Source organism: Mycobacterium parascrofulaceum ATCC BAA-614, from assembly GCF_000164135.1.
In the GTDB taxonomy this organism is placed as follows: domain Bacteria; phylum Actinomycetota; class Actinomycetes; order Mycobacteriales; family Mycobacteriaceae; genus Mycobacterium; species Mycobacterium parascrofulaceum.
Window position 1 is genome coordinate 195,033 of record NZ_GG770558.1, and the last position, 17,269, is coordinate 212,301.

The 17,269-nt window shown below is 69.1% G+C and carries 19 protein-coding genes; 12 read left to right on the top strand and 7 right to left on the bottom strand.

The genetic code is table 11. The features are described 5' to 3' along the window. Positions 1-287, top strand: a 287-nt coding sequence (locus tag HMPREF0591_RS24235) for an HNH endonuclease signature motif containing protein (RefSeq protein WP_007171337.1), incomplete at its 5' end; no start/stop codon positions are given. A 116-nt stretch (positions 288-403) separates the two neighbouring features. Next, positions 404-1,054: a nitroreductase gene (locus HMPREF0591_RS24240; protein ID WP_007171338.1), complete on the top strand. Its 651-nt coding sequence runs from the start codon at positions 404-406 to the stop codon at positions 1,052-1,054. Position 1,055: 1 nt separating this feature from the next. On the opposite strand, the gene HMPREF0591_RS24245 is transcribed toward HMPREF0591_RS24240, so the two are convergent. From HMPREF0591_RS24245 to HMPREF0591_RS24260, 4 genes are read right to left on the bottom strand one after another with little or no spacing between them, the layout of a single operon-like run. Further along, complete coding sequence (locus HMPREF0591_RS24245; protein WP_007171339.1) at positions 1,056-1,886, bottom strand: oxidoreductase; 831 nt, start codon at positions 1,884-1,886, stop codon at positions 1,056-1,058. 1 nt (position 1,887) lies between these two features. Beyond that, complete coding sequence (locus tag HMPREF0591_RS24250) at positions 1,888-3,132, bottom strand: hypothetical protein (protein WP_007171340.1); 1,245 nt, start codon at positions 3,130-3,132, stop codon at positions 1,888-1,890. Continuing rightward, the gene (locus tag HMPREF0591_RS24255) at positions 3,125-4,279 is read right to left on the bottom strand and encodes a sulfotransferase family protein (RefSeq protein ID WP_050790137.1); all 1,155 of its coding nucleotides are present in this window, start codon (positions 4,277-4,279) and stop codon (positions 3,125-3,127) included. Before HMPREF0591_RS24255 ends, HMPREF0591_RS24250 begins: the two co-directional genes overlap by 8 nt. 52 nt (positions 4,280-4,331) lie before the next feature. Next, positions 4,332-4,775 carry a nuclear transport factor 2 family protein gene (locus HMPREF0591_RS24260; protein ID WP_007171342.1) on the bottom strand — a complete coding sequence of 148 codons (444 nt, stop codon included), beginning with the start codon at positions 4,773-4,775 and terminating at the stop codon, positions 4,332-4,334. A 95-nt stretch (positions 4,776-4,870) separates the two neighbouring features. Between HMPREF0591_RS24260 and HMPREF0591_RS24265 the strand changes: the two genes are divergently transcribed. Continuing rightward, positions 4,871-5,770 (top strand): SDR family NAD(P)-dependent oxidoreductase, encoded by a 900-nt coding sequence (locus tag HMPREF0591_RS24265; protein ID WP_040623953.1) that lies wholly within the window; start codon positions 4,871-4,873, stop codon positions 5,768-5,770. A 2-nt stretch (positions 5,771-5,772) separates the two neighbouring features. Further along, a complete protein-coding gene (locus HMPREF0591_RS24270) occupies positions 5,773-6,594 on the top strand; it encodes a mycofactocin-coupled SDR family oxidoreductase (RefSeq protein WP_007171344.1) in 822 nt (273 codons plus the stop codon). A 30-nt stretch (positions 6,595-6,624) separates the two neighbouring features. Here the strand turns inward: HMPREF0591_RS24270 and rpmB are convergent, their stop codons facing one another. After that, complete coding sequence (gene rpmB, locus HMPREF0591_RS24275) at positions 6,625-6,819, bottom strand: 50S ribosomal protein L28 (RefSeq protein ID WP_007171345.1); 195 nt, start codon at positions 6,817-6,819, stop codon at positions 6,625-6,627. A gap of 274 nt (positions 6,820-7,093) precedes the next feature. On the opposite strand from rpmB, the gene HMPREF0591_RS24280 reads away from it, so the two are divergent. The 3 genes from HMPREF0591_RS24280 to HMPREF0591_RS24290 are packed head-to-tail and all read left to right on the top strand — an operon-like array spanning position 7,094 to position 11,717. Continuing rightward, entirely contained in the window at positions 7,094-8,785 is a 1,692-nt protein-coding gene (locus tag HMPREF0591_RS24280; RefSeq protein WP_040623955.1) for a DAK2 domain-containing protein, read from the top strand. A gap of 2 nt (positions 8,786-8,787) precedes the next feature. After that, the gene (gene recG / locus HMPREF0591_RS24285) at positions 8,788-11,007 is read left to right on the top strand and encodes an ATP-dependent DNA helicase RecG (RefSeq protein ID WP_007171347.1); all 2,220 of its coding nucleotides are present in this window, start codon (positions 8,788-8,790) and stop codon (positions 11,005-11,007) included. Beyond that, positions 11,004-11,717 (top strand): HNH endonuclease family protein, encoded by a 714-nt coding sequence (locus HMPREF0591_RS24290; protein WP_007171348.1) that lies wholly within the window; start codon positions 11,004-11,006, stop codon positions 11,715-11,717. Before recG ends, HMPREF0591_RS24290 begins: the two co-directional genes overlap by 4 nt. Positions 11,718-11,725: 8 nt before the next feature. On the opposite strand, the gene HMPREF0591_RS24295 is transcribed toward HMPREF0591_RS24290, so the two are convergent. After that, complete coding sequence (locus HMPREF0591_RS24295) at positions 11,726-12,571, bottom strand: aldo/keto reductase (RefSeq protein ID WP_167310185.1); 846 nt, start codon at positions 12,569-12,571, stop codon at positions 11,726-11,728. Positions 12,572-13,001: 430 nt separating this feature from the next. Between HMPREF0591_RS24295 and HMPREF0591_RS24300 the strand changes: the two genes are divergently transcribed. From HMPREF0591_RS24300 to coaD, 5 genes are all read left to right on the top strand, one after another. Further along, positions 13,002-14,117 carry an alpha/beta hydrolase gene (locus tag HMPREF0591_RS24300; RefSeq protein WP_007171351.1) on the top strand — a complete coding sequence of 372 codons (1,116 nt, stop codon included), beginning with the start codon at positions 13,002-13,004 and terminating at the stop codon, positions 14,115-14,117. Between the two features lie 100 nt (positions 14,118-14,217). After that, complete coding sequence (locus tag HMPREF0591_RS24305; protein ID WP_007171352.1) at positions 14,218-14,982, top strand: DsbA family protein; 765 nt, start codon at positions 14,218-14,220, stop codon at positions 14,980-14,982. An 8-nt stretch (positions 14,983-14,990) separates the two neighbouring features. After that, on the top strand, positions 14,991-15,614 hold the full coding sequence (locus HMPREF0591_RS24310; RefSeq protein ID WP_425270246.1) for a vitamin K epoxide reductase family protein: 624 nt from the start codon (positions 14,991-14,993) through the stop codon (positions 15,612-15,614). A gap of 10 nt (positions 15,615-15,624) precedes the next feature. Continuing rightward, entirely contained in the window at positions 15,625-16,182 is a 558-nt protein-coding gene (gene rsmD, locus HMPREF0591_RS24315) for a 16S rRNA (guanine(966)-N(2))-methyltransferase RsmD (RefSeq protein WP_007171354.1), read from the top strand. A gap of 24 nt (positions 16,183-16,206) precedes the next feature. Beyond that, complete coding sequence (gene coaD, locus HMPREF0591_RS24320; RefSeq protein ID WP_007171355.1) at positions 16,207-16,683, top strand: pantetheine-phosphate adenylyltransferase; 477 nt, start codon at positions 16,207-16,209, stop codon at positions 16,681-16,683. A 3-nt stretch (positions 16,684-16,686) separates the two neighbouring features. On the opposite strand, the gene HMPREF0591_RS33260 is transcribed toward coaD, so the two are convergent. Next, the gene (locus tag HMPREF0591_RS33260; RefSeq protein WP_007171356.1) at positions 16,687-17,145 is read right to left on the bottom strand and encodes a hypothetical protein; all 459 of its coding nucleotides are present in this window, start codon (positions 17,143-17,145) and stop codon (positions 16,687-16,689) included. Between the last annotated feature and the right edge of the window lie 124 nt (positions 17,146-17,269).

Genomic DNA, 17,269 nt, shown 5'->3' on the forward strand with positions numbered 1-17,269 from the left:
CGAAGGACCGCGGGTGCACCAAGCCCGGTTGCGATGCACCGGCCTACCACAGCCAGGTCCATCACGTCCGCGGCTGGCAAGCCACCCGACGCACCGACATCGACGACCTCACCCTGGCCTGCGGACCCGACAACCGCCTCGCCGAAACAGGCTGGACCACCCGCACCAACGCCCGCGGCGAAACCGAATGGATCCCCCCACCCCACTTGGACCGCGGCCAACCCCGCACCAACAGCTATCACCATCCCGACAGATTCCTCAGCGACACCGACGACGACCCCGTTTGACGGGCCGTCCGGAGGTCACGCTGGCGTGACGCTCGGCGCCGGCTGCCACGCTGGTGTGACGCTCGGCGCCGGGCTGCGCGATGTGGGCCGGGCTGGGCGCCTGAGAGCATGGGGCTATGTACGACTTGGAGGAAGCCATCCGGCAGCGGCACTCCAGCCGGCTGTTCCTGCCCGACCCGGTGCCGCGCCATCTGGTGGAGGAATCGCTGGAGCTGGCCATCCGGGCGCCGTCGAACTCGAACGTGCAGCCATGGCACATGGTGTTCGTCTCCGGACCGGCCCGGGACCGGTTGGTGGCCGCGATGCTGGAAAGGGCGCGCGCCGAACCGCCGAAGGTCCCGGAATTGCCCGCCGCGTTCGCCCATTTCCGCAGCGACACCGGCGCGCAGGTGTACGGCTCGATGGGCATCGCCCGCCACGACAGCGCGGCGCGGCGCACCGCCGTGCTGCGCAACTGGGAGTTCTTCCGCGCCCCGCTGGGCGGCATCGTGTGCATGCACCGCGAGCTCGGCTACGCCGACAGCATGGGCGTCGGCATGTTCCTGCAGACGCTGTTGCTGGCCTTGACCGCGCGCGGGTTGGGCACCTGCGTGCAGGTGGCGATCGCCGGCTATCCCGACGTCGTTCGGGAGCAGCTGAACATCCCACCCGAGCTGAACATCTTGTGCGGCCTGGCGATCGGGTACTCCGACCCCGAATTTCCCGCCAACAGGCTGCGCATCGGGCGCGACGCCGTGGACCAGCACGTCGTGTTCCTCGACGAGTGACCTACGAGCCCTCGAAGTTGACGTCCTTGGTGACCGATTTCCACTCCTCGATCGACGCTGACAGCGCGGCGATCTTGTCGCGCATCGCCTTGAGCACGTCGCGGCCCAGCAGTAGCCGCAACGGCGGCTCGTCGAGGGTGGTCACCATCAGCACCGCCTCGGCAACCTTCTTCGGATCGCCGGGGAGATGGTCGGCGAACTGTTTGATCAGGTCCTTGCGCGCCGCCACGTCGACGTAGTCGGCGATCGGGGTGCCGGACTCCTTCATCGAGCGCGTAGCCCAGTCGGTGCGGAACGCGCCGGGCTCGATCGCGGTCACCTTGATGCCCAGCGGGCGTACCTCGGTGGCCAGCGCCTCGGTGATCGCCTCGAGCGCGAACTTCGTCGACGAGTAATACGCGTTGGGCGGGTTGGCGACCAAGCCGGTCATCGACGACATGTTGATGATGTGCCCGGAGCCGCGGGCACGCATGCCCGGCAGCACCGCCTTGATCATGTTGACCGCGCCGAAGTAGTTGACCTCGAACAGCTTTCGAACCTCGGCGTCCTCGCCTTCCTCCACCGCCGACAGGTAGCCGTGGCCGGCGTTGTTGACCAGGACGTCGACGCCGCCGAAGGCCGCCTCGGCCGCCGACAGCGCCGCCGCGATCTGCCCGGCGTCGGTGACGTCGAGTGCGACGGCCAGCGCCCGGTCGCCGAACTCCTCGGCGAAATCCCGCACCGCGTCGGCCCGCCGCGCGGTCACCACCGCGTCGTGGCCCGCTGCCAGTGCCGCGCCGGCGATTTCGCGGCCGAAGCCGGTGGAGCATCCGGTGATCAGCCAGCGCGCCATCTCAGGCCACCCCTTCCGGCAGGCGCCGCAGATACGCGGCGCGTCGGTCGGCGAGCTGGGCGGCCCGGGCCCCCGGATCCACCCGCGGCAGGTGCGGCACCTCGGCGTCGAGCCGGTCCAGCTTGACCACCCGCCCGCGCGCCCCCAGGTCTTCGCGCGGGCCCGCCTCCCCGAACTCCGCCATGCGGAGGGTCAGGATGCCCTCACGCAGGCCGTCGGAGTCGATCCAGTTGGCCACGCCGGGATCGGTCGGCGCGATCACGTAGGTGTAGCCGCCGTCCTCGTTGGCGACCGACTGCGCCTTGTTGAGGCTGCCGGTGCGGTCGAGGATGTTCAGCGTGGTGCCCCAGATATTGCTCAGCGGCACGGTGAAGTACTCGGCGCCACCGTCGCGCAGGTCCACGACGAACGCCTCGTCGGGCGCCAGGTCGAAGCGGCCCATGACGTAGACCTGGTTGCGCATCGCGCCGACCTTGTCGGCCGACCAGGCCAGGTCGAAGTGGTTGGGCGGCATCTTGTACACGCCGTGGCTGAGCTTGCCGGTGAAGTTGGCGAAGTAGTCCATCATCGCCGCGGTGGCCTCGGCCTGCTCGTCGAGCGTGCGTGCCGGCGTCGCCGGCGGGCCCCCGAGCCGTTGCACCTCAAGGTGATTGGGGTCGTCACGGCTCCAGTCCAGCAGCACGTCGCGGATGTAGAACTCGTGCGCTTCGGGAGTGGTCCGCACGTGGTTGGGCCGGCCGCCGGCCGGTTCGGCGTCGACCGTGATGGTGAAGCTGCCGTCGGGGTCGACCTGCATGGTGCGGCCGTTGAGGACGTCGACGGTGCCCATGTGGGCGTCCCACAGCGTGAAGTAGTTCTCGGTCATGCGGTGTTCGCCCACCCGGCCGTGGATCTCGTAGCGTTCGTCGCCCGAGATCGGGATCACCCGGTAGACGCTGTCGGGATTGTCGATGCCCCAACGTGATCCGGGGATTCGACGGCCGTCGACGGGGTGCGCCAGCCGGGTGATGCAACTGACCTTCGGCCGCAGCTTGTCCTGATTGGACGACCACACCGCCGCCGAGAACATCACCTCCGCGAACGCGTCGTCGAACCGCTCACGCATCGCCTCCGACGCCTTGGCCCGCCCCAGCCAGGTCTCGGCCACGGTTCGATAGGCGGCCTTGACGGTCGGGTGCTCGATCAGGTCGAGTGCGGCCAGTTCCTGTTCGTGCTGGGATACCGTCGCGACGGGATCGTCAGGCATGCGCTGTTCCTCCGATTTGCTGTCCAAAACGCTTGTTGTACAAGGTGAATCGTTCGTCGACCTGCTCCGGGCGCAGGCCGTAGGCCGGCAAGCCATAGGCGGGGCGCGCCGCCTCGCGCGGGCGCCCGTCGAGCCAGCGCCGCATCGCGTCCTTCGCCCCGGCCGTCAGCGGAAGTCCGACAGCGTCATACACGCGGGCCACCTGGCCGATCGGGTCGGCCACCGCGGCGTCGAACCCGATGTCGGTGACCCGGCCCCCGTCGTCCGGCCATCCGTCGCGCACAGCCATCGCCCGGTCGTTGGTCCAGCCCATCCGCTGCAACCATTCCGCGCCCACCCGGTGGACGTCCACGGCGTCGGCGTGCATCGTGTGCAGGGTGGCGTTCAGGCTGGCTCCGGAGGCGATCGTGGCGCGCGGATCGCGATGCATGTGCACGATGTGCAGATCGGGGAATCGCGCCCGCAACAGATCCAAATATCCGAGATGCGCAGGCGATTTGAGCACCCAGCGTTGCCCCACGGCGCCGCGGCGGCGCTTCTGCCACTGCAGGAATTGCAGCATGCGGTGCAGGTAATCGTAGGCGGGGGAGAAGTCCTGGTCGTCCAGCCAGGACCGGTAATCCGGAACGGGGGCGCCGGATTCGGGCACGTGGGACAGGAACGCGTCGGCCAGGAAGACGATCTCCTCCTCGGCCTCGGTGGCATACATCGGATGGATGGCAAACAGCTCCGGCGCCAGCTCGCGGGATTTCGCTTCGCGCGCTTGGCTGATGGCGATCCGGGGGTCCGCACCGCTGAACCGATGGTCGAGCCGGGGCGCGACCTCCACGACCTCCCAGCCGTAGGCGCAGACGAACCGCCGGTCGGCGGCCAGCAATCGCTGCAGCAGCGTCGTCCCGCTGCGCATCATCCCGACGACGACGATCGGCGCGGCGACGCGTTCGTCGAGGATTTCCGGGCGGCGGCGGATCCATTCTTGGGCGCGGAGCCGCATGCGCAGGCTGTGCACGATGCCCGAGCGCAGGATGTGCACCCCGACCGCGTTGAGGTCGGCGCGCGCGTAGTCGGCCAGCAGCACCCGCAGCGGGCCCTCGAATTCGCCCGGGCCCCAGTCGGTGAGCGCCTCCTTGCGACGGGCCTCGGCCATGACGGCGGCCGGGTCGAAGGCGCCGCCCGACGGGCTCGAGGCCGGCACGCGCTCAGAACTTCAGGTGCTGGCTGACGTCGCCGACCTGGTCGACGAACATGGTGCGGGTGTCGAACCGCCAGGCGCCGTCCACCCGCGCGAACGTGTCCTTGTAGTGCCCGGTCACGATCACCTGCAACGGCAGGTCGGGGGTGGCCTGGGTGACGCAGTAATAGGACGTGCTGCGCGCGATCCCCGCGGCCTCGTCGATGTGCAGCTGCACATTGGTCGTGTTGTGTTTAGTCTTGGGCGTGCCGTCCTCGTAGATGCGCGTGGCCATGTCGTACATCTCGCGCACCCGGGCGGCCCCGGCGAACACCGTCTCCGGTGGACCGTCCTCGACGCCGCAGATGCGGCCGTGCTCGAAGAGCCGGGCCACCCCGTCCAGGTCGCCGCCATCGAGAAGCTCGGCGTAGGTGTAGATCAGGTTCGTGATTTCGCGCGCGCTGTCACTCATGGGACCACCTGTCGAACCCGTCTTCTCCGCTTCCGCGAACAATGGTGGCAGAACCGGCCGAATTTACATAGAACCGACCATTACTCTTGATCGCCGTGACCTTAACTTGGACCCCGGATCGGCTCGGCAACCTGACCGGCAAGCGAATCGTGGTGACCGGAGCGACCAACGGCGTGGGGCTGGGCACGGCCCGCGCACTGACCAAAGCCGGTGCGCACGTGATTTTGGCGGTGCGCAACACCGAGCTGGGCGAGCAACGCGCCACTGAAATTTCTGCGATGGGCGGCTCCACCGCGGTGGCCAGGGTCGACCTCGCCGACCTGACGTCGGTGCGCGCCTTCGCGGATTCGATCGACGACGACGTCGACATCCTGGTCAACAACGCCGGCGCCCTGACGGACCGGCGCACCGACACGGTCGACGGATTCGAGATGACGCTGGGCACCAACCTGCTCGGCCCGTTCGCCCTCACCAACCTGCTGCTGCCCAGGGTGCGCTCGCAGATCATCAACGTCGGCTCCGACGCGCACCGATCCGCGACGCTGCACCTGGACGACCTGCACCTGCGCCGGCACAAGTGGACCCGGCTGGGCGCGTACGCGCAGTCCAAACTCGCGGTCATGCTCTGGGGCCTGGAGCTGGACCGCAGGCTGCGTGCGGCCGGATCGCCGGTGGTCACCCAGCTCACCCACCCGGGTTGGGTGGCGTCGAACCTGTCGCAGCTCGGGGACTCGCCGCTGATGGCGCTGGCGCACAAGGTGGTCAAGGTGGTGGCCGACCGGCTGGCCAACGACATCGACGAGGGCGCGGCGCCCACGCTGTACTGCATCAGCGAACCGCTGCCGCCGGGCAGCTACGTCGGCGTCACCGGTAGGTTCGGCCTGCGCGGCGGGCCGGTGCTGATCGGCCGGTCGCCGGTCGCCTGCGACTACGACGCGGCCGCCCGCCTGGTGGCCTTCGCCGAACACGAGACCGGCACGAAGCTGGAGGTGTAGCCATGGGTGAACTCAACAACAAGGTCGCCGTGATCACCGGCGCGGCGCGCGGCCAGGGCCGCAGTCACGCGGTGGCCTTCGCCGAACAGGGTGCCGACATCATCGCGGTGGACATCTGCACCGATATCGACGCGATCCCCTACCCGCTGGGGACCAAATCGGATCTCGACGAGACCGCGCGGCTGGTCGAAGCCGCGGGCCGCAAGGCGGTGACCGTCGTCGCCGACGTCCGCGACCTGCAGCAATTGGAGGACGCGGTGCAACGCGGAATCGACGAGCTGGGGGAGGTCGACATCGTCGTCGCCAATGCCGGGGTGGTGGCGATCGGTGACCCGGAAGCCCATTCCCAACCGGTGTTCAACACGATCGTCGACACCAACCTCAAGGGCGTGTGGCACACGTTGTTGGCGACGGTGCCGTCGATCATCCGCAAGGGTCAGGGCGGGTCCATCGTGCTGGTCAGCTCGTCGCAGGGGCTGACCGGCCGCGGCGGCGACGGCAGCGCGGCGATGTTCGCCTACGCCGCGTCCAAGCACGGCGTGGTGGGGTTGATGCGGTCGGCGGCCAATGCCTATGCGCCGCACAAGATTCGGGTCAACTCGGTGCATCCGAGCGGCGTCATGACGCCGATGATCCTCAACGACTTCGTCGTCAACCGGATGCTGGAGAACCCGAACCCGGCCGTCTCGCAGATGCTGCTGCCCGACGTGCCGTTGGTCGAGGCGCAGGACGTGACCGAGGCGGTGCTGTGGCTGGTCGGTCCGCGTGCCCGCTACGTGACGGGCGTGTCGATCCCCGTCGACGCCGGGCACGTCGTGATGTAGCCGGTGATGTAGCCCGTGATTTAGCCGGGACTAGCCCCGGACGACCTTGCCGGCCTTGATGCAGGATGTGCAGACGTTCAGGCGCTGCCTGTTGCCGCCCGGGCGGGTGACGACGTGCACGGTCTGGACGTTGGGGTCCCACCGGCGGCTGGTGCGGCGGTGGGAGTGCGACACCGACTTGCCGAAGCCGGGGCCCTTCCCGCAGATGTCGCACACAGCGGCCATGGTTCAAGCTCCTCAAATCTCGGGGGTCCGGCTCGGCGGTCTGGCACGTAGCCGGGACAGCCCGGGTGGCCCGGGCCCAACCAGAATAGGCGATCGTCCTGGCAACCGCCAAAACGATCACCGCCGCTGTCGCCCCTGCTGGCTAGGCTCAATGGGCACCGACCGCCCACCGGACGGTGGTGGGCGGTCGGTGGTGGTCACGGGGAGCCGCCGCGCGAGTCGCCGAGCTACGCTGGCGCCCACCGGGGGCTGGTTGCGGAGGAGGTGGGTGACACTGGGACCGTCGGAACGTCTGCTGGACGGGGTCACGTTGCGGGACTGGGCGCACACCGCCGTCAGCGAGCTCATCACCCACATCGACGAGATCAACCGGCTCAACGTCTTCCCGGTTGCCGACTCCGACACCGGCGCCAACATGCTGTTCACCATGCGTTCGGCGCTGGCCGAAGCCAACGCGGGGCTCAACTCCGAGGGCGGCCCGGCCTGCGCCGCACGGGCCGCCGCGGCGATGTCGGCCGGTGCCCTGAACGGCGCGCGCGGAAATTCCGGGGTGATCCTCTCGCAGATCCTGCGCGGCGTCGCCGACGTCACCGCGGTCGCGGCGGCCGAATCCGGCGGTGAGCTGGCGCACGTCGACGCGGCCATCCTCGGGGCGTCGTTGCGGCGCGGCGTCGACCTGGTCATCACGTCGATGGGCGGCGAGGAGATCCCGGGAACCATCGTCTCGGTGTTGCGGGCGGCCGCCGAGGCTGTCACGGAATGCGCCGAGGCCGGGCAAGGGCTCGCCTCGGCGATCATCGCCGCCGGCGAGGCGGCGGTCGTCGCGCTGGAGAAGACGCCCGAACAGTTGGACGTGCTCGCCGACGCGGGCGCCGTGGACGCCGGCGGGCGCGGGCTGCTGGTGCTGCTGGACGCGCTGCGCACCACGGTCACCGGGCAGGCGCCCGCCCGGACGGTGTACGAGCTGTCCCCGCGCGCGCCGCAACCCGAAGGCGCCGCCGACCGGCCCGCGCCGCAGTTCGAGGTGATGTACCGGCTGGACGGTTGCGACGCGGCCGCGGCGGATGCGCTGCGGGACCGGCTGGGCGAGCTGGGTGATTCCGTCGGCATCGCGGCCGCGCAGGCGTCCGCCGAGCGCACCTATTCGGTGCACGTGCACACCGACGACGCCGGCGCCGCGGTCGAGGCGGGGCTGGCCGCGGGGCGGCTGAGCCGGATCGTGATCTCGGCGCTGAGCTCCGGCGCCACGGGCCTGCCGGCCGGCGGCTGGACGCGGGAACGCGCGGTGCTCGCCGTCGTCGACGGCGACGGGGCCGCCGAGCTGTTCGGCGGCGAGGGCGCCTGCGTGCTGCGGCGCGACGCGGCCGTGGGCGACCCGGTCACCAGCATCAGCGCCCACCAGCTGATGCGGGCGGTGATCGACACCGGGGCCGCGCAGGTGATGGTGCTGCCCAACGGCTACGTGCCGGCCGAGGAGCTGGTGGCGGGGTGCACCGCGGCCATCGGCTGGGGGATCGACGTGGTGCCGATACCGACGGGATCGATGGTGCAGGGGCTTGCAGCGCTGGCCGTGCACGAAACCGACCGGCAGGCGGTCGACGACGGCTACACCATGGCCCGCGCGGCCGGTGCGGCCCGCCACGGCTCCGTGCGCATCGCGACCGAGAGCGCGTTGACCTGGGCGGGCCGCTGCCAGCCGGGCGACGGCCTTGGCATAGCGGGGGACGAGGTGCTGATCGTGGCGGCCGACGCGATCGCGGCGGCGATCGGCCTCCTCGACCTGTTGCTGGCCTCCGGCGGCGACCTGGTGACGGTGCTGCTGGGCGCGGGGGTCTACGCGCAGGACGATGCCGCGGCACTGGTGGACGTCCTGGAAGAACACATGCACGACCACCATCCGGGGACCGAGCTCGTCACCTACCGCACCGGCCATCGCGGTGACGCGCTGTTGATCGGGGTCGAGTAGCCGTGGCGTCGCTGGGCGATCGCCTGGACTTCGTGGTGGGGGCCAAGGCCGCCGATCAGCTCGACGAGGAACTGGGCATCCGCACCGTCGACGATCTGCTGCGCCACTATCCGCGCACCTACACCGAGGGCGCGACCCGCTGGGACGCCGACGACCAGCGCCCGCCGGCCGGTGAGCACATCACGATCGTCGACACGATCGCCGAAACCAAGACCTGGCCGATGAAGAAGACCCCGAAGAAGGATTGCCACCGCATCACCCTCGGCTCCGGCCGCAACAAGGTGACCGCGACCTTCTTCAACGCCAACTACCTGAAGAAGGACCTGACCAAGGGCGCCAAGGTGATGCTGTCCGGGGAGGTCGGCTTCTTCAAGAACGTCATGCAGCTGACACATCCGGCATTCCTCATCCTCGACTCCCCGGACGGCAAGAACCGCGGCACGAGTTCGCTGAAGAACATCGCCATCGCCTCGCAGGCCACCTCCGGCGAGCTGCAGATGGAGGCATTCGAGCGGGCCTTCTTTCCCATTTACCCGGCGACCACGAAGGTGCAGAGCTGGGACATCTTCCGGTGCGTGCGCCAAGTGCTCGACGTGCTCGACCCGGTGCCGGACCCGTTGCCCGCCGAGCTGCGCGGCCGGTACGACCTGGTGTCCGAGGACCGGGCGCTGCGCGACATCCATCTGGCGGAGGACGAGTCGGCCCGGCGGCGGGCACGCGAGCGCCTGACCTTCGACGAGGCCGTCGGACTGCAGTGGGCGCTGGTCGCCCGCCGGCACAGCGAGCTCTCGGAATCGGGCCCACCGGCGCCGCCGCGCCCCGACGGTCTGTCCGCGGAATTGATGGCCCGGTTGCCCTTCGAGCTGACCGCCGGACAACGCGAGGTGCTCGAGGTGTTCACGAAGGAGCTCTCGGCCACCCGGCCGATGAACCGCCTGCTGCAAGGCGAGGTCGGCTCGGGGAAGACCATCCTCGCGGTCCTGGCGATGCTGCAGCTGGTGGACGCCGGCTACCAGTGTGCGCTGCTGGCCCCTACGGAAGTGCTTGCCGCGCAACATCTTCGGTCGATCGACGACGTGCTCGGCCCGTTGGCGATGGCCGGTCAGCTGGGCGGTGCCGACAACGCGACGCGGGTCGCGCTGCTCACCGGTTCGATGACGGCGGCGCAGAAGAAACAGGTCCGGGACGAGGTGGCAAGCGGTCAGGCCGGGATCGTCGTGGGCACCCACGCGCTGTTGCAGGACGCGGTGGAATTCCACAACCTGGGCATGGTGGTAGTCGACGAGCAGCACCGGTTCGGCGTCGAACAACGAGACCAGTTGCGCGCCAAGGCTCGTCCCGGCGTGACACCGCACCTGCTGGTGATGACGGCGACGCCGATACCGCGCACGGTCGCGCTCACCGTCTACGGTGACCTGGAAACCTCGACGCTGCGTGAACTTCCGCGCGGGCGCCAGCCGATCACCAGCAACGTCATCTTCGTCAAGGACAAGCCCGCCTGGCTCGACCGGGCCTGGCGGCGCATCACCGAAGAGGTCAGCGCGGGCCGCCAGGCCTATGTGGTGGCGCCCCGGATCGACGAGAACGACGAGCCGGAGAAGGAGGAGCCGAGCGCCAAACCGTCGGAAACGGCCGAGGGACTCTACGCGCGACTGCGTTCGGGCGAGCTGGCGAACCTGCGGCTGGGGCTGATGCACGGGCGGTTGTCCGCCGAGCAGAAGGACGCCGCGATGGCGGCCTTCCGGGCGGGTGAGATCGACGTGCTGGTGTGCACCACCGTCATCGAGGTCGGGGTGGACGTCCCCAACGCCACGGTGATGCTGGTGATGGACGCCGACCGCTTCGGGATCAGCCAGCTGCACCAGCTGCGCGGGCGCATCGGCCGCGGCCGGCATCCCAGCCTGTGCCTGCTCGCGAGCTGGGTTTCGCCGGCCTCACCGGCGGGCCGGCGGCTTTCCGCCGTCGCCGCAACCCTGGACGGGTTCGCGCTCGCCGACCTCGACCTCAAGGAGCGCCGGGAGGGGGACGTGTTGGGCCGCAACCAGTCCGGTCGGGCCGTCAATCTGCGCCTGCTGTCGCTGGCCGACCACCGCGAGGTCATCGAGGCCGCGCGCGACTTCTGCGTCCGGACCTACGCCGAGGATCCCGCCAACCCCGAATTAGCTTTGCTGGCAGTGCCTTTCGTCAGCACGGATCGGATCGAATACCTGGACAAGTCGTGAATCGCAGGGTGCTGCTGTGGTTGTCCGCCGTCGCGGCGCTCGCGCTGCTGGTGGCGTATCAGACGGTCGGCTCCTCGGCGACCAGGCATGCCGACGAATACGCCGCGCGCGCCGACGTTCCGACGGTGCAGCCCGGCACCGATGTGCTCGCGGGTGTTCCCGTGGTGCCGCTGCGGCTGCATCGCTACGACTATCGCCGCGCGGCCTTCGGCGATGCCTGGACGGACGATAACGACGCCCCGCTGGGACACAACGGCTGCGACACCCGCGACGACATCCTGAACCGCGACCTCGTCGACAAGACGTATGTGTCGACCAAACGGTGTCCGGACGCGGTGGCGACCGGCACGCTGCACGATCCCTACACCAACAAGACCATCGCCTTCCAGCGCGGCGCCAGGGTCGGCGAGGCGGTCCAGATCGACCACATCGTCCCGCTGGCCTACGCCTGGGACATGGGCGCCTACGCCTGGCCGGCCGACGAACGGCTGCGGTTCGCCAACGATCCGGCCAACCTGCTGGCCGTCGACGGACCGGCCAATCAGGACAAGGGCGACGCGCCGCCCGCACAATGGATGCCGCCCAACACCGCGTTTGCCTGCCAGTACGCCATGCAGTTCATCGCCGTGCTGCGCGGCTATGCCTTGCCGGTGGACCAGCCGTCGACGGGTGTGCTGCGTCAGGCGGCCGGCACCTGCCCGGCGGGCTGACTAAGAGCTCAGACGCCGTCGAATGTGTTGGGATCCGGGCGCAACCGGGTGCCGTCGTTGAGCCCGTTGATCGCCTCCATGTGCTCGGCGGCCAACTCGAAGTCGAACACGTCGAGGTTTCCGGAAATGTGCTCGGCGTTGGCGGACCGGAAGACGACCGCGTTGCCTAGCTGCAGGTTCCACCGGAGCAGCACCTGCGCGGGGGTCTTGCCGTATTCGCCGGCAACCGAGGTCACGGTGGGGTTGTCCATCAGCTTGCCGAGCGCCAGCGGCGTGTAGGCCTGGGTGACGACGTTGTGCTCGGTGTCGGTCTTGCGGACGTCGGCCTGGCTGAGCATCGGGTGCAGCTCGATCTGGTTGACCGCCGGCGTGACGAAAGTCAGGTCGATGATGTCCAGCACGTGCTGCTCGGTGAAGTTCGAGACGCCGATCGACCGCGCGAGCCCGTCGCCGCGGCACTGGATCAAGCCGCCGAAGGAGTTCACGTATTCGCCTCGTGCCGGGACCGGCCAGTGAATGAGGTACAGGTCGACATAATCCAGCCCGAGCCGTTCCAGGCTCTCCTTGCAGGCCTCCATGGATCGCAGGAACCCGTGGTCGGAGGTGGCGAGTTTGGTGGTGACGAACAACTCCGCGCGCGGAATCCCCGAGGCCGCGATGGCGCGGCCGACGGCGGCTTCGTTGCCGTAGGCGGAGGCGGTGTCGATCAGCCGGCAGCCCATCTCCAGCGCCGCGGAGACGGCGCGTTCGGTCTCGTCCTCCGACAAATCCGCGACGCCCAGGCCGAGCACCGGCATCGTGTTTTCGTCGTTAAGAGCTATCGAGGGCACGGCCGCGCCCGACTCGCCAGCCAATGTCATTCACCTGCCTGTGAAATTGAAGGTTCGTGGACCGAACCGGTTGCCATCGAGCGAGGAGATCGACGCCGTCGCATCGGCGCTGAGTTCGAGGCGGTGATTTCGAAATCGAACACGTCGAAGCTGCTCGCAATCCGTGAGGCGGTTACCGGCTTGGGGATCACGATATTACCGGGCTGGAAAATACCACCTCAGCGACACCGCGCCGGGGCCGGTGATATTCGGCCCTGGTCGGCGTACCGCATTTTCGTCACCACGTAGAGTTGGTCACACCGCACGCCGGAATCGGCGACCGCCCGGCCGGCAAGCGACGCGGTGGGGCGCCGAATGCACCCGTTCGGTGGTTTTCGGGAGCCGCTGAGACGGTGGCGGAACGAGCGACCGGCCGTCGCCCCAACGTCAGCACGGTTTATTCGAGGGAGTGGCCATGACCAAGAGCGTGCCCGCGCCGGACCTCCATCTCGGCGTGAAACACACCCCCATGCGCCTGGCCAGCCGCATGCAGGGCGCGGTCTCCATGATCGGCGTCAAGGTCATTCCGTGGATCCCGACCCCCGCCAAACGGGCGCTGTTCGGTGGCCGCTCGGTGACGATCGACGGCAACACGCTGGACCCCACGCTTCAGCTCATGCTCTCCGGTCTGCGTGCCGTCGGCATCGACGGTTTGGTGGTCGACGACGACCCCGGGGCGTCCCGCGCTCAGATGCGCCAGCTCTCCCTGGAGCTGCCGGGGCCCCAGATCCACGTCGACGTCGACGACCTGTCGCTGCCCGGGCCGGGCGGTGAGATCCCGGCGCGGCATTACCGCCCGCCCAACGGCGCGTCCGCGCCCCTGCTGGTCTTCTACCACGGCGGCGGATGGTCGATCGGCGATTTGGACTCCTACGACGCGCTGTGCCGGTTGACCTGCCGCGACGCCGGCATCCACGTGTTGTCGATCGACTATCGGCTGGCCCCCGAGCATCCCGCGCCGGCCGCGGTCGAGGACGCCTACGCCGCCTTCCGGTGGGCCTACGACCACGCCGGCGAGCTCGGCGCCGCGGCCGGTCGGGTCGCGGTCGGCGGGGACAGTGCGGGTGGCAACCTGGCCGCCGTCGTCTGCCAACAGGCGCGCGACGAGGGCGCCCCCGCGCCCGTCCTGCAGTGGCTGATCTATCCGCGGACCGACTTCACCGCGCAGACCCGCTCCCTGGGGCTCTTCGCGCGTGGCTTTTTGCTGACCAAACGCGACATCGATTGGTTCGAGTCGCAATACCTGCGGGGATCGGGCGTCGATCGGGCCGATCCGCGGGTGTCGCCGCTGCTGGCCGAGTCCTTGGCCGGGCTCGCGCCGGCCCTGATCGCGGTCGCCGGTTTCGACCCGTTGCGCGACGAGGGCGAGAACTACGCGACGGCCCTGCAGGCCGCCGGGACGGCCGTCGACCTGCGGTGCATGGGGTCGCTGACGCACGGCTTCGCCAACCTCTTCCAGCTCGGCGGCGGCAGTGCGGCGGCCACCACCGAGCTGATCTCGGCCCTGCGCGCCCACCTGAGCCGGGTCTGACGTGCTGCGCCGTCAGCGCCGGTAATCTAGAGGCGCCCACGAACGAATCACGTCCACCGAGGGCAACCGATCACCCGAGTACCGAAGGATCACGCAGACTGTGGCCGACAAATCCAAACGCCCACCGCGCTTTGACATGAAGGCCGCCGACGGTAAATCGGGTCGCCTCGTGCAGATCGGCGGGACCGCCGTCGTCGTCATCTTCCTGGTTGCGCTGGTCTCCTACATCGTGGTGACACACCACAAGAAGACCGCCGCCATCGGCGCCGGAGACACCGTGCGGGTGACGTCGAGCAAGCTGGTCACCCAGCCCGGGACCAGCAACCCCAAGGCCGTGGTCACGTTCTACGAGGACTTCCTCTGCCCGGCCTGCGGCAACTTCGAGCGCACGTTCGGTCCGACGGTATCCAGGCTGATCGACGTGGGCGCCATCGCGGCCGACTACTCCATGGTGTCCATCCTCGACAACGCCAGGAACCAGAACTATTCGTCGCGGGCGGGCGCCGCGGCCCTGTGCGTGGCCGACGAATCCATCGACGCGTTCCGCCGGTTCCACACCGCGCTGTTCACCACCGACCTCCAGCCCAGCGAACGCGGCCCCAGCTTCCCGGACAACGCCCGGCTGATCGAAATCGCCCGCGAGGCGGGCGTCGTGGGCAAGGTGCCCGATTGCATCAACAGCGGCAAGTACATCGACAAGGTCAAGGCGGAGGCCGCGGCCGCGAAGATCAACGCCACCCCGACCATCAAGATCAACGGCGACGATTACGACCCCTCCACACCCGATGCGCTGGTCGCCAAGATCAAGAGCATCGTGGGCGACGTGCCGGGAATCGACGGCGCCGTGGCCCCCGCGGCCACGTGACCACCTCGGTGTCAGCCCAAACCGCCGACCTGACACCGGAATCGCGTCCCGAGACGCGCGTGCCGGCGCCCAGCGCGTGGTGGGTGCTGATCGCCGGCGTGATCGGCCTGGTTGCCTCCGCGACGCTCACCGTGGAGAAGATCGACCTTTTGCTCGACCCGGCGTACGTGCCGTCGTGCAACTTCAACCCGATCCTGTCGTGCGGTTCGGTGATGGTCACGCCGCAAGCGTCGCTGCTGGGATTCCCCAACCCGCTCCTCGGGCTGGTGGCCTTCACCGTGGTGGTGGTCACCGGGCTGCTGGCGGTAACCAAAGTGGGTTTGCCGCAATGGTATTGGATCGGGTTGACGGCGGGGCTCGTGCTCGGTGCGGCGTTCGTGCACTGGCTGATCTACGAGAGCCTGTACAGCATCGGCGCGTTGTGCCCGTACTGCATGGTGGTCTGGGCGGCGACCATCACCCTGCTCGTCGTCGTCGCGTCGATCGCCTGCCGTCCGGCGCTGCAGCGCCGGGGCCGCGGCGTGGCCTGGGTGCTGTACCAATGGCGGTGGTCCATCACCGCGCTGTGGTTCACCGCGGTGTTCCTGATGATCATGGCGCGGTTCTGGGACTATTGGTCCACGCTGCTGTAGGTGGCCGCCAGTGACCCGGATCATCGGCGGCGTGGCCGGCGGCCGGCGCATCGCCGTCCCGCCGCGAGGGACCAGGCCGACCACCGATCGCGTGCGTGAGTCGCTCTTCAACATCCTGACCGCCCGCCGTGACCTGACCGGCATCGCGGTGCTCGATCTCTACGCCGGTTCGGGCGCATTGGGATTGGAGGCGCTGTCGCGTGGGGCCGCCTCGGCGCTGTTCGTGGAATCGGATCCGCGCAGCGCGGCGGTCATCGCCCGCAACGCCGACGCCCTCGGTCTTGCCGGTGCGGCCGCGGTGCGGCGCGGCGCGGCCGCGAACGTTTTGGCGGCCGGGGCCGCCAACCCGGTCGACCTCGTGCTGGCCGACCCGCCCTACGACGTGGCGGCCGCCGAGGTGGAAGCCGTGCTGGCGGCGTTGGCCACGCACGGCTGGGTGCGCACGGGAACCGTGGCCGTGGTGGAGCGCCCGGCCGCCGGTGCGCCGCTGACCTGGCCGGCGGGCTGGTCCGCGTGGCCGCCGCGCGGCTACGGCGACACCCGTCTGGAGATGGCCGAGCGACTGTGAGGCGGGCGTGTACCGTCTGTCGTCATGAGTGGCGCGGTATGCCCGGGGTCGTTCGATCCGGTGACGTTGGGCCACATCGACGTCTTCGAACGGGCGTCCGCCCAGTTCGACGAGGTGGTGGTGGCGATCCTGGCCAACCCCGCCAAGAAGGGCATGTTCGACCTCGACGAGCGGATCGCGATGATCACCGAGTCGACGACCCATCTGCCCAACCTGCGGGTGCAGGCCGGTCAGGGGCTGGTGGTCGACTTCGTCAAGTCGCAGGGGATGACCGCCATCGTGAAGGGCCTGCGCACCGGCACCGACTTCGAGTACGAGCTGCAGATGGCGCAGATGAACAAGCACATCGCCGGCGTCGACACGTTTTTCGTCGCGACGACACCGCGGTATTCGTTCGTGTCGTCGTCCCTGGCCAAAGAGGTCGCGCTGTTCGGCGGCGACGTCTCGGAGCTACTGCCCGAACCGGTCAACCGCCGCTTGCGTGAGAAGCTAGCCCGCTAGGTCTCAACTGAGGTCTTCGACCAGGATGTCGTTGACCGTCTTCAGGTCGTCAATTGCCTGCTGCGTGAACGCGTCCGCCTGATCCAGATCGGCCGGGGTGCTGTTGGGCCCAAGCGACATGCAGATGTGCGTCGCGGTGTGAAAGTCATCGATTTCGGCTTGCAGTGCCTTGGTCAGGGCCGGGTCCGGCGTAGGCAGGTGGGCCTGCAGGCCGATGGTTTGTTCGTCGTGGACCGCCGAGCATGCCGACCGGAGGGCGTCGATGTCGTTGGCTTTGATCGCGTCGACCACCGCCTGCATGGACTTGGCCGTGTTGGTGAAGTGCTCTTGGGCCTGTGCATACCACTCGACGACGCCGGGGTAGGCGGCGTTGGCCGTCCCGGTCGCAGCCGTCCCGGCGGCGACGAGGGTCACCGCGGCGACGATCGCACCACCCAACTGCGGGTGAACGTGTTTGAACATGCCTGACCTGCCTTGTGAGGAGCCGTGTATCCCAAGGCTCCGCGCCCGGCGACATGTTCGATAGGGCCGTTCGGTCCCGTCGCGGGGGCCAAAGGGCATGGGGCGTGATGACGAGTCGCGGCGC